General features: G+C 68.7%; 11 protein-coding genes. 10 read left to right on the plus strand and 1 reads right to left on the minus strand.

All coding sequences use genetic code 11. The annotated features are described in order from the left end of the window. Positions 1–119 precede the first annotated feature (119 nt). Positions 120–2,141, minus strand: a complete 2,022-nt coding sequence (locus tag A3M1_RS0105840; protein ID WP_018388016.1) for a sigma-54-dependent Fis family transcriptional regulator — start codon at positions 2,139–2,141, stop codon at positions 120–122. 340 nt (positions 2,142–2,481) lie between these two features. On the opposite strand from A3M1_RS0105840, the gene A3M1_RS0105845 reads away from it, so the two are divergent. The 10 genes from A3M1_RS0105845 to cysW all read left to right on the plus strand — a co-directional run bounded on the left by A3M1_RS0105845 (position 2,482) and on the right by cysW (position 12,411). Continuing rightward, positions 2,482–3,558 (plus strand): ATP-NAD kinase family protein, encoded by a 1,077-nt coding sequence (locus A3M1_RS0105845; protein WP_018388017.1) that lies wholly within the window; start codon positions 2,482–2,484, stop codon positions 3,556–3,558. A gap of 65 nt (positions 3,559–3,623) precedes the next feature. After that, positions 3,624–4,607, plus strand: a complete 984-nt coding sequence (locus A3M1_RS0105850) for a thiamine pyrophosphate-dependent dehydrogenase E1 component subunit alpha (RefSeq protein ID WP_018388018.1) — start codon at positions 3,624–3,626, stop codon at positions 4,605–4,607. Positions 4,608–4,637: 30 nt separating this feature from the next. Then, a complete protein-coding gene (locus tag A3M1_RS0105855) occupies positions 4,638–5,660 on the plus strand; it encodes an alpha-ketoacid dehydrogenase subunit beta (protein ID WP_018388019.1) in 1,023 nt (340 codons plus the stop codon). A gap of 11 nt (positions 5,661–5,671) precedes the next feature. Then, on the plus strand, positions 5,672–6,781 hold the full coding sequence (locus A3M1_RS0105860; protein ID WP_018388020.1) for an acetoin dehydrogenase dihydrolipoyllysine-residue acetyltransferase subunit: 1,110 nt from the start codon (positions 5,672–5,674) through the stop codon (positions 6,779–6,781). A gap of 55 nt (positions 6,782–6,836) precedes the next feature. Continuing rightward, positions 6,837–7,634 (plus strand): glucose 1-dehydrogenase, encoded by a 798-nt coding sequence (locus A3M1_RS0105865; RefSeq protein ID WP_018388021.1) that lies wholly within the window; start codon positions 6,837–6,839, stop codon positions 7,632–7,634. Positions 7,635–7,643: 9 nt separating this feature from the next. Next, positions 7,644–8,000 (plus strand): carboxymuconolactone decarboxylase family protein, encoded by a 357-nt coding sequence (locus A3M1_RS0105870; protein WP_018388022.1) that lies wholly within the window; start codon positions 7,644–7,646, stop codon positions 7,998–8,000. A 48-nt stretch (positions 8,001–8,048) separates the two neighbouring features. After that, entirely contained in the window at positions 8,049–9,122 is a 1,074-nt protein-coding gene (locus A3M1_RS0105875) for a 2,3-butanediol dehydrogenase (protein WP_018388023.1), read from the plus strand. Between the two features lie 400 nt (positions 9,123–9,522). Continuing rightward, positions 9,523–10,545 carry a sulfate ABC transporter substrate-binding protein gene (locus A3M1_RS0105880; protein ID WP_051087039.1) on the plus strand — a complete coding sequence of 341 codons (1,023 nt, stop codon included), beginning with the start codon at positions 9,523–9,525 and terminating at the stop codon, positions 10,543–10,545. 223 nt (positions 10,546–10,768) lie between these two features. Next, complete coding sequence (gene cysT / locus A3M1_RS0105885; protein WP_026221164.1) at positions 10,769–11,578, plus strand: sulfate ABC transporter permease subunit CysT; 810 nt, start codon at positions 10,769–10,771, stop codon at positions 11,576–11,578. After that, positions 11,575–12,411, plus strand: a complete 837-nt coding sequence (cysW, locus tag A3M1_RS0105890; protein WP_018388026.1) for a sulfate ABC transporter permease subunit CysW — start codon at positions 11,575–11,577, stop codon at positions 12,409–12,411. Before cysT ends, cysW begins: the two co-directional genes overlap by 4 nt.

Here is a 12,411-nt window from a genome sequence, read left to right on the forward strand (position 1 = left end):
GCCGCAGCGGCAAACTTCCACCATTCCGGGCCAAAACGGGCCGCGCGCGACCTGCTTATTTTTGGTTGGATCGCTCGAATCGTCCCCCGGCAGGGTCGCGCCCGCCGCAGCCCGCGCGCTCACGACGCGAGGCTTCCCCCCTGCCGCTGCGCCACCAGCCCGAAGCGCCGCATCCGGCGATGCACCGTGGTCCGGTCGAGGCCCAGCTCGCGCGCCGCCGCCGAGACGTTCCAGCCCTGCGCGGCGAGGACGGCGATGAGTTCCTCGCGCCCGTTGCTAGGGCCGGCCAGGGCGCAGGGAAGGTCCGATGGCCAGACCCGCACCGCCGCTTGCGGCGCCGCGCCCGCCGCACGCCCTGATGCCAGCCCCGGCGCCAGCCCCTGCAGCCGGTCGGGCAGATCGTCGAGGCCGATCATGCCGCTCTCCGCCACCGCGCAGGCATAGTCGAGGGCGTTGGCGAGTTCGCGGATATTGCCGGGCCAGCCATGCGCCGCCAGCGCCGCCCGCGCCGCCTCCGACAGGCTGAAGCGCGCGCCCCCGGCATCGCAGCGGCCGGCAATGAGCCGGCTCACAAGCCAGTCCAGGTCGCGCCGCTCCCGCAGCGCCGGCAGGGCGAGCACCGCGCCCGAGATGCGGAAATACAGGTCCTCGCGGAAGCGCCCGGCCTTGATCTCGTCCACCAGGTCGCGATGGGTGGCGGCGATGACGCGGATATTCACCGGCACCGGCTTCGAGCGGCCAAGCGGCGTGACCTCATGCTCGGCCAGCACCCGCAGCAGCCTTGTCTGCAGCGGCAGCGGCATGTCGCCGATCTCGTCGAGGAACAGCGTGCCGCCATCGGCTTCCAGCACCAGCCCCTTCTTGCCCCGCGCCGCCGCGCCGGTGAAGGCGCCGGCCTCGTAGCCGAACAATTCGCCCTCGACCAGCGTTTCCGGCAGCGCGGCGCAGTTGACAGGCACGAAGGGCCGGGCGGCGCGGGCGCCGGCGGCGTGGATCGCCTTGGCGAGATATTCCTTGCCGGAGCCGGTTTCGCCGGTGATCAGCAGGCTCATCTGGGTGTTGACCAGCTTGGCCGCCCGCGTCGCCACCTGCCGCATCGCCGGATCGTCGCGGAACAGCGCCGCCAGCGGCGCCGGCAGGGCGGCGGCCGCCGGCTCGGCGATGGGCCGGCCCGGCCGGCTCGGTGGGGCGAGGGTGGCAGCGAAAAGCGGCGTGCCGGAGCCGGCGAGCCGGACCAGCCGCTGGGCGGCCGGCAGCGCATGCGAGAAACGCGGCAGATCGTCGACTTCGAGCTGGAAGAACTCCCCCAGCCGGCGCCCCACCAATCCCGGTGCCGCCAATCCAGCCGCGATTCCAGCCACCCGCCCCGCCGCCTCGCGCAGCAGCAGCTGCCGGGCGGCGTTGTTGAAGCCGAGCAGCCGCCCCGCACCGTCCACCGCCAGCACATAGCTCGGCTCGACATCGACGAATTCCGGCGATGCGGCGAGCTTGACGATCCATTCGCGCCGGAAGCGGTTCACCAGATTGGCGGTCTCGATCTTGTTGGCGACGCCCTTGACGAATTGCAGGGCGAGAAACTGGCTCTCCTTCGGCTCGGGCGAGCGCAGGGCGGAAATGTCCAGCACCGCCGCGAGCGCGCCGAACGGGTCATAGACCGGCGCCGCCGTGCAGGTGAGCGGAATATGGGTGGCGTCGAAATGGTCGGTCTGGTGCACCACCAGCGCCTCGCCGGTGTGGATGCAGGTGCCGACCGCGCAGGTGCCGGCATGCTGCTCGTTCCAGTCGGCGCCGAGATAGAGACCGGCGCGCATCAGATTATTGTCGAAGGTCGGGTCGCCGATGAAATCGACGGTGATGCCCTTGGCGTCGGTGAGCAGCAGCACATAGCCGAGGCCCGCCACCTGCCGGTACAGCGTCTCCACGCCGAAGCGCGCGGTGTGGGTGAACTCCTCCATCGCGTCCTGGTGCTCGCGCAGGCGGGTGGCGGTGATAATGCAGGGCTCGCGCAGCACCTCGGGGTCGAGATGGTGCTCGCTCACGCAGCGCCGCCAGGATTCCTGGATCACCGCGTCGCGGCGGGTGGCCGCTCCGCCGGCGGCACGCACGAGCTCGTCGATATGAGCGGCCTGTTCCCGTCTCATCGGCGTCCTCCCGGATATCTTCGCGCCGGACCTGCCGGCATCGGGATGTAGCCTCCCGTTTCAGCCGAGTGTCGTCCCCTTGGCGGGCGGGTGCAAGCGCTCGCCATTCCCTACCCCTCACGAAGTGCCGGCAACGCCACAGCTGAGGCAGCGGGCGCCACAGCTGTGGCGCGGGCGCCGCACCGTGGCAACGGCACCTCCCGCAGTAAAGCTCAACTAATTCATAGGCTTGTCGTCCGGCAGGCAGTTGGCCCGCCGCTTGCGGAAGAAGCGGGCACAGAACGAGGCCCGCCGGCAAAGGCGCGGCCCGCAGGGACGAACGCCACGGGAAGGACGCCGGATGACGTCACAGACGCCGCCGAAGGTCGGCATCATCGCCAATCCGATCTCGGCACGCGACATTCGCCGCGTCGTCGCCAGCGCCAACAGCGTGCAGGTGGCGGACCGGGCCAACATCGTGCTGCGGGCGCTGGCCGCGCTGGCCGCCTGCGGCATCGAGGATGTGGTGATGATGCCCGAGCGCGGCGGCATCGCCACCCATGTGCTGCGCGGCATGGAGCGCTCCAATGCGCAGGGCGAGGCCCGCTTTCCCCGCCTCACCCATCTCGCCATGCCGGTGACGGGCACCGCCGAGGATACACGCCGCGCCGCCCGGCTGATGCGCGAGGCCGGCGACATCGCCGCCATCATCGTGCTCGGCGGCGACGGCACCCACCGCGCCGTGGTCGCCGAATGCGGCGCGGTGCCGATCGCCGGCATTTCCACCGGCACCAACAACGCCTTTCCCGAGCATCGCGAGCCCACCATCACCGGGCTCGCCACCGGGCTCGCCGCCAGGGGGCTTGTGCCGGCCGGCCTCGCCTTCGCCGCCAACAAGAAGATCGAGGTCCGCATTGATGGCGGCCCGCCTGACATCGCCCTCGTCGATGTCGCCCTCGTCACCGACCGCTATGTCGGCGCGCGCGCCCTCTGGCGCACCGAGACCTTCCGCGAGCTCTATGTCGCCTTCGCCGATCCGGAAGTGATCGGCATGGCCGCCATTGCCGGGCTGGTCGAGCCGGTGAGCCGCCGCGAGCCGGGCGGGCTCGCCCTCACCCTCGCCCCGGCGGCCACCGCCGCGATGACGGTCTGCGCGCCCATCGCGCCCGGCCTCGTCACGCCCGTCGGCGTCGAGGGCTGGCGCCGCATGCCGGCGGGAAAGCTGTTCTCGCCCGACATGGCCGCCGGCGCGGTGGCGCTGGATGGCGAGCGCGAGCTTTTCTTCGACGGGCATCAGCAGGTGGCGATCACCCTGCACGACGCCGCCTTCCGCACCGTCGATGTCGCCGCTGTCATGAGCTTCGCCGCCCGCGAAAAACTGCTGCTGCGCCATGCCACCCCCGCTCTCCACCCCGTCCCGCTGCTGGCGGGCGCCTGAGCCGTGCCCGCCCCGACAACAACGCCGGCCAAAGCCCGGCATGCCCAAGGAGGAACGACAACGCCATGACCAACAATCCCTTTCCCCTCTCCCGGGACGAATTGCTGACCGCCTACCGCACCATGCGGACCATCCGCGATTTCGAGGAGCGGCTGCATGTGGAATTCGCCAAGGGCGACATTCCCGGCTTCGTCCACCTCTATGCCGGCGAGGAAGCCTGCGCGACCGGCATCATGATGCACCTCACCGATATTGACCGCATCGCCTCCACCCATCGCGGCCATGGCCACTGCATCGCCAAGGGCGTCGATGTCCACGAGATGATGGGCGAGATCTACGGCAAGGCGACGGGCTGCTGCCGGGGCAAGGGCGGCTCCATGCACATTGCCGACCTCTCCAAGGGCATGATGGGGGCGAACGGCATTCTCGGCGCCGGCGCGCCGCTGATCTGCGGCGCCGGCCTCGCCGCCAAGTTCCGCGGCGATGGCGGCGTCGGCCTCACCTTCTTCGGCGACGGCGCGGCCAATCAGGGCACGGTGCTGGAGAGCATGAACCTCGCCGCCATCTGGAACCTGCCGGTCATCTTCGTGGTCGAGAATAATGGCTACGCCGAATCCACCTCGGTCGAATACGCCACCGCCGTCGACAGCTATGTCGACCGCGCCGCCGGCTTCGGCCTGCCGGGCGTGACGGTGGACGGCACGGACTTCTTCGCCGTCTATGAGGCGGCGGGCGAGATCATCAAGCGCGCCCGCGAGGGCGGCGGCCCGGCGCTGCTCGAATGCAAGACCGTGCGCTTCTTCGGCCATTTCGAGGGCGACGCCCAGACCTACAAGGCCAAGGGTGAGAACGAGCACAACCGAGCTCACCGCGACTGCCTGAAGCTGTTCGGCGCCCGGGTCACGGTGGCCGGAATCGTCTCCGACGCCGACCTCGCTTTGATCGACCGCGAGGTGGCCACCCTCATCGACGACGCGGTGGACACCGCCAAGGGCGCGCCGCTGCCCGGCCCGCGCGAACTCACCACCGATGTCTATGTCGCCTACTGAGCCAAGCAACCAATAAAAGGAGGGAATCCCATGGCCCGCATGATCAGCTACAAGCAGGCGATCAACGAAGCGCTCGACCTCGAAATGCGCCGCGATCCCACCGTCATCCTCCTCGGCGAGGACATTGTCGGCGGCGCCGGCGCGCCCGGTGAGATGGACGCCTGGGGCGGCGTGCTCGGCGTCACCAAGGGGCTGCACGCCAAGCACGGCAACCGGCTGATGGACACCCCGCTGTCGGAAAGCGCCTATATCGGCGCCGCCATCGGCGCGGCCGCCTGCGGCATGCGCCCGGTGGCGGAACTGATGTTCCTCGACTTCATGGGCGTGTGCTTCGACCAGATCTTCAACCAGGCCGCCAAGTTCAAATACATGTTCGGCGGCAAGGCGAAGACCCCGGTGGTCATCCGCGCCATGGTCGGCGCCGGCTTTCGCGCCGCCGCCCAGCATTCGCAGATGCTCACCCCGCTGTTCACCCATATTCCCGGGCTGAAAGTGGTGTGCCCCTCCAACGCCTATGACGCCAAGGGCCTGCTGATCCAGGCGATCCGCGACGACGACCCGGTGATCTTCTGCGAGCACAAGGCGCTGTACGGCTCGGAGGCCGACGTGCCGGAGGAGAGCTACGCCATCCCCTTTGGCGAGGCCAATATTGTGCGCGACGGCAAGGATGTGACCCTCGTCGGCTATGGCCTCACCGTGCCGCGCGCGCTCAGCGCTGCCGACACGCTGGCCCGCTCCGGCGTCTCGGCGGAGGTGATCGACCTGCGCACCCTCTCGCCCATCGACTGGGACACGGTGATCGAGAGCGTGGAGAACACCGGCCGGCTCGTCGTGATCGACGAGGCCAATCCGCGCTGCTCCCTCGCCACCGATGTCGCCGCCTATGTCGCGCAGCACGCCTTTGGCGCGCTCAAAGCGGCACCGCAGATGGTCACCGCCCCGCACACGCCGGTGCCGTTCTCGCCGGCGCTGGAGGATCTCTACATCCCCTCGGCCGAGGCCATCGTCGCCGCCGTCCACAAGACCACCGGCCCCGTCAAGTCGGCCGCGTGAGGAGCCTTGCAATGAATGAACGCATCAAGCCGGTCGTCATGCCCAAATGGGGGCTGTCGATGTCGGAAGGCAAGGTCACCGGCTGGCTCAAGCCCGCCGGTGCCGCCATCGCGCCGGGCGACGAGATCGTCGAAGTGGAAACCGACAAGATCGCCGGCGTGGTCGAGGCGCATGAGACGGGCACGCTGCGCCGGGTGATCGGCGCGCCGGACACGGTCTATCCGGTCAAGGCGCTGCTCGGCATCATCGCCGATGACACGGTGCCGGACGCCGAGATCGACGCCTATGTCGCCGAATATGCGACGCAGGCGGCGGCCGAGGCGGCGCAGGAGGAAGCGCCGCGCACCCACTTCATCGACACCCCGGCCGGGCGCCTGCGCTACGCCAGGCGTGGCGAGGGGGCGGCGAACGTCATCCTCATCCACGGCTTCGGCGGCGATCTCGACAATTGGCTGTTCAACATCGACGCGCTGGCGGAAGTCGCGACCGTCTATGCGCTCGACCTTCCCGGCCATGGCCAGTCCGACAAGAAGCTGGACGATCCCTCGCTCACCGGCCTGTCCGCCGCGCTTCTCGGCTTCATGGACGCGCTCGCCCTCGACCGCGCCCATCTGGTCGGCCACTCCATGGGCGGCGCCATCGCCGCCCGCACCGCGCTGGACGCCCCCGGCCGCGTCTCTTCGGTGACGCTGATCGGCTCGGCCGGCCTCGGGCCTGAGATCAATGCCGGCTACACTGACGGCTTCGTGCAGGCGAGTTCCCGGCGTGATCTGAAACCCGTGCTGGAACAGCTGTTCCATGACCCGGACACCGTCACCCGCCAGTTGGTCGACGACCTGTTGAAATACAAGCGGCTCGACGGCGTGGCGGAAGTGCTCACGGCCCTGTCCGGCGCGCTGTTCGCCGGCGGCCGGCAGGCCGAGCTGGTGGCGGAGGCGCTCGCCGCCGCCGACGTGCCGGCGCTGGTGATCTTTGGTGCCAGCGACCGGGTGATCCCGGCCACCCACGCACAGGCGCTCGGCACCCGCGCGACGGTGGAGGTGATCGAGGGCGCCGGCCACATGGTGCAGATGGAGAAGGCCGGAAGGGTCAACGAGCTGATCCTCGCCCACATCGCCTGAGCCATCCCCCCAGACACACAACGCCGCCGCGCGTGCGGACGGCGAAGGAGGAATCATGTCCAAACTCACCGACAAGAGCATCGTCATCACAGGCGCCACCGGCGGCATCGGCGCCGCCATCGCCCGGGCGCTCGCCGCCGACGGCGCCGCCATCACCGTGGCGGACCTCTCGCAAGCGACCGCCGACACGCTGGCGGGCGAGATCGCCACCGCTGGCGGCAAGGCCATCGGCGTCGCGGTGGATGTGCGCGAGCGCGCGCAGGTCCGCGCCATGCTGGACAAGGCGGCGGAGGCCTTCGGCCGCGTCGATGTGCTGTTCAACAATGCCGGCATCGCCCAGACCCGGCCCTTCCTCGACATCACCGAGGAGGACTGGCGCCTGGTCACCGATGTGAACGCGCTCGGCGTGCTCCTCGGCATGCAGGAGGCGGTGAAGACGTTCCGGCAACAGGCAGAAGCCGGACACCCCGGCGGCAAGATCATCAACACCGCCTCCATCGCCGCAAAACAGGGCTATGAGCCGCTGGCGCATTACTGCGCCTCGAAATTCGCCGTGGTGGCGATGACGCAGGCGGCGGCGCGCGCCTTCGGCAAGGAGGGCATCACCGCCAACTGCTTCTGCCCCGGCGTCGTCGCCACGCCGATGTGGGACGTGATCGACAAGGGTTTTCGCGACAACAAGCTCACCACCAAGGAAAACGAGGCCTTCGACACCTTCGCCGCCACCGCCGTGCTCGGCCGCGCCTCGCAGCCGGACGATCTCGTGGGCGTCGCCCGCTACCTCGCCTCCTCGGATTCCGACTTCATGACCGGCCAGTCCCTGATGGTGGATGGCGGCATGGTCTTCATCTGAGGAACGGCCATGGCAAGCAATGAGAGCATCCACGATCAGCTCAAGGACATGAACCGGCGCTTTTCCGCGCTGGCCAAGGCGGCGCCCGGCCCGATGGGCGCCTTCCGCGCGCTGATGGGCGAGGCCTCCCGCCCCGGCGCGCTCAGCGCGGCGACGAAGGAGCTGATCGCGATCGCCATCGCCGTGCATCAGGGCTGCGCCGACTGCATCCTGTTCCACGTCGCCAACGCGGCCGGCCATGGCGCAAGCCGCGAGGAACTCATCGAGGTGCTCGCCGTCGCGCTGGAAATGGGCGGCGGCCCTTCCGCCGTCTATGCCAGCCGGGCGCTGGAAGCCTTCGACGCGCTGGCCGCGCCAAAAGCCTGACGCGGCAAACCCTGACGCTCCCCTTTCTCGCGATTTGAGGACATTCCCATGAAAGCCGCCCGCTTCCACGGCAAACGCGATGTACGCATCGACGAGGTGCCGGAACCGGACCGCGCCCGGCTCGGCCCGCGCGACGTGCTGGTGAAGAACCGCTTCTGCGGCATCTGCGGCACGGACCTGCACGAATATGCCGCCGGCCCGATCTTCATCCCCACCGCGCCGCATCCCTACACCGGCGCCCAGCTGCCGCAGATTCTTGGCCACGAATATGGCGGCACCGTCGTCGCGGTCGGCGCCGAGGTGACGAATGTCGCGCCCGGCGACCGCGTCTCCATTCAGCCGCTGATCTCGCCGCGCGACGACCATTACGGAAGGCGGGGCCTCTACCAGCTCTCCGACAAGCTCGGCATTGTCGGGCTGATGTGGCCATGGGGCGGCATGGCGGAATATTCCGTCGTCAATGATTACAACGTGTTCGCCATGCCCGACAGCGTTTCGGACGCGCAGGCGGCGCTGATCGAGCCCACCGCCGTGGTGGTCTATGCCGCCGAGCGCGGCGGGGTGCGGCCGGGCTCCTCCGTGCTCGTCACCGGCGCCGGGCCGATCGGCCAGCTGCAGATTCTCGCGGCGCGGGCGGCGGGCGCCACCACCATCTTCCTGTCCGACACCAATGACAACCGGCTCAAAATGGCCCGCGCCGTGCTGCCCGACGTGATCACCCTCAACCCCAGAACCGACAATGTGGTCGAGGCGATCCGCGACCAGACGGAGGGTCATGTCGGGGTGGATGTGGCGCTGGAATGCGTCGGCGCCGAAGCCGCCACCGCCACCTGCATTGAGGCGGTGCGCCGACAGGGCGTGGTGGTGCAGGTGGGCCTGCATGTCGGCAAGCCGGCGGTGGACGGCTTCACCCTCACCTTCAAGGACATCGATCTGCGCGGGTCGTGGTGCTACTCGACGCTGATGTGGCCGCGCGTCGCCGCGCTGATCGGCTCGGGGCTGCTGCCGGCGGAAAAGGTGGTCACGCGCCGCATCAAGCTCGACGATGTGGTGGCGGAAGGCTTCGAGCCGCTGCTGAGCCCCGCCGGCACCGAGCTGAAGATCCTGATCGACCTTGCCTGACACGGCCAGCGCCGGAACCGCGCCGCCCCTCATCCCGGCACACCCATCCCCTCATCCCCGGGCATGACCCGGGGACCCAGCCGCCCGCGCGCCCGGCCAAAGCCCGCGCGGCATCTCGCTGGCTCGGCGCATTTCCTCGCCAGCGCAGGAGAAGGCCGTCCGGCTATGGCGCGCCTCATCTCTCCCCTCATCCCCGGGCATGACCCGGGGACCCAGCCGCCCGCGCGCCCGGCCAAAACCCGTTCATTGCCGAAGGTTTCCGCTATTTCCTATTAATTCGGTAGAATTAATGTTGACCGCCGTCGCCTGCTGTGAAAACCTCCCCCCAATCGCATTCACCAGCGCCACGGCGCTGCCGGGGAGTTTGCCCATGTCCTTCCGTTTCATGTCCTTCCGTTTCATGTCCTTTCCTTTCAAGCCCCTGGCTGCCGCCGCGCTCATCGCCGCGCTGGCGGCGCCGCTGGCCTACGCGCCCGTAGCCCGCGCCGCCGACGTGACATTGCTCAACGTCTCCTATGACCCCACCCGCGAGCTGTATTCCCAGTTCAACAAGCTGTTCGCCGAGCGCTACAAAGCCGAGACTGGCAAGAGCGTCGAGATCAAGACCTCGCATGGCGGCTCGGGCAAGCAGGCCCGCTCGGTGATCGACGGGCTCGACGCCGATGTCGTCACCCTGGCGCTGGCCTATGACATCGACGCCATCGCCGACAGGGGCTTCCTCGCCAAGGACTGGCAGCAGCGCCTGCCGGACAATGCCTCGCCCTACACCTCGACCATCGTGTTCCTGGTGCGCAAGGGCAACCCGAAGGGCATCAAGGACTGGAACGACCTCACCAAGCCCGGCGTGCAGGTCATCACCCCCAACCCGAAGACCTCGGGCGGGGCGCGCTGGAACTACCTCGCCGCCTGGGCCTATGCGCTCAAGCAGAATGGCGGCGACGAGGCCAAGGCGAAGGAATTCGTCGGCGAGATCTACAAGCATGTCCCGGTGCTCGACACCGGCGCGCGCGGCTCCACCGTCACCTTCACCGAGCGCGGCGTCGGCGACGTGCTGCTGGCCTGGGAGAACGAGGCGTTCCTGTCGAAGAAGGAATTCGGCGACGACAAGTTCGACATCGTCGTGCCCTCGCTCTCCATCCTCGCCGAACCGCCGGTGGCGGTGGTCGACAAGAATGTCGCGCGCAAGGGCACGCGCGAAGTGGCCGAGGCCTATCTCAAGCTGCTCTACTCCAAGGAAGGCCAGAAGCTCGCGGCGGAGAACTTCTACCGCCCGCGTGACGCCGAAGTGGCCAAGGCCTATGAGAAGGTGTTCCCCAAGGTCGAGCTGGTGACGATCGACGACCCGGCCTTCGGCGGCTGGCGCAAGGCGCAGCAGACCCATTTCGCCGATGGCGGGGTGTTCGACCAGATCTACTCCAACTGAGGCCGGCCGGGGAGGTTGGTCGCATCGGCCCCATCGGCCTCACTGTCCACCTCATCGGCCTCATCGGCCACTGCTTTTGATCCCTCCCCGGGCCGTGCCGCAAGGCACGGCCTTCGCCGTGACCATCCCCTTCGGGAGCACCGCCTTGAACGAGACGACGCTGGATCGAACCACCTTGGTGGGCGCGCTTCCCCCGGCCCCCACCCGCCGCCAGCAAAGCGTCATCCCCGGCTTCGGCCTCACCCTGGGGCTGACCCTGCTCTGGCTGTCGCTGGTGGTGCTCATCCCGCTGGCGGCGCTGTTCCTGAAGACGGCGGAACTGTCGCCGGAACGGATCCTCGCCATTCTCACCGCGCCTAGAACGTTGAATGCGCTGAAGATTTCCTTCGGCCTGTCGCTCGCCGCCGCGAGCATCAACCTGGTGCTGGGCGGCGTCATCGTCTGGGTGCTGGTGCGCTATGATTTCCCCGGCCGGCGGGTGCTCGACGCGCTGATCGACATTCCCTTCGCCCTGCCCACGGCAGTGGCCGGCATCGCGCTGACCACGCTCTATGCCGAGAATGGCTGGATCGGCGCCCTGCTCGCCCCGCTCGGCATCAAGGTCGCCTTCACCCCGCTCGGCATCCTGATCGCGTTGATTTTCATAGGCTTGCCCTTTGTCGTGCGCACCGTCCAGCCGGTACTGGAAGACCTCGACCATGATCTGGAGGAAGCCGCCGCCACGCTCGGTGCCGGGCGTTGGACCACGGCGCGCCGGGTCATCGCCCCGGCGGTGCTGCCGGCCTTCCTCACCGGCTTCGCCCTCGCCTTCGCCCGGGCGGTCGGGGAATATGGCTCGGTGATCTTCATCGCCGGCAACCTGCCCAACGTGTCGGAGATCGCGCCGCTGCTCATCGTCATCCGGCTGGAAGAATTCCGCTACGCCGACGCCACCGCGATTGCGGCGACGATGCTGGTGGCGTCCTTCCTTTTGCTCTTTGTCGTCAATGGCTTGCAGCGCTGGTCGCAGAGCCGCACCGGGAGGCTTGCATGAGCGCTTCCCCCGTCCGCGACGAGCCCGGCCTCGTCAAGGCCATCCTCATCGTTGCCGCCGCCGCCTTTGTCGGCCTGCTCATCGTGCTGCCGCTGGTCGCGGTCTTCGCGCAGGCTTTCGTGAAGGGCTGGCACGCCTATCTCGCCGCGCTGGTCGAGCCGGACGCGCTGGCGGCGATACGCCTCACCCTTCTGGTCACGGCGCTGTCGCTCACCGCCAACACCGTGATGGGCCTCGTCATGGCCTGGGCGATCACCAAGTTCGAATTTCGCGGCAAGAGCCTGCTCATCTCGCTGATCGACCTGCCCTTCTCGGTATCCCCGGTCGTCGCCGGTCTCGTCTTCGTGCTGTTGTTCGGGGCGCAGGGCTATTTCGGCCCGTGGCTGATCGACAATGGCTGGAAGATCATCTTCTCCTGGCCCGGCATCACGCTGGCGACGATCTTCGTCACCTTTCCCTTCGTCGCGCGCGAGCTGATCCCGCTGATGCAGGAGCAGGGCACGGTCGAAGAGGAGGCGGCGGTCACGCTCGGCGCCGACGGCTGGCGGGTGTTCTCGCGCGTCACCCTGCCCAATATCAAATGGGCCCTGCTCTACGGCGTATTGCTGTGCAACGCCCGCGCCATGGGCGAGTTCGGCGCCGTCTCGGTGGTGTCGGGCCATGTGCGCGGCGAGACCAACACCATCCCGCTGCAGGTCGAGATCCTCTACAACGAGTACCAGTTCCAGGCGTCCTTTGCGGTGGCCTCGCTGCTGGCCCTGCTCGCCATCGTCACGCTGCTGGCGAAGACGCTGCTGGAAGCGCGCCTTGGCCGCAGCGGCGGACGCCATTGA

This window comes from Ancylobacter sp. FA202, from assembly GCF_000380205.1.
Taxonomy (GTDB): domain Bacteria; phylum Pseudomonadota; class Alphaproteobacteria; order Rhizobiales; family Xanthobacteraceae; genus Ancylobacter.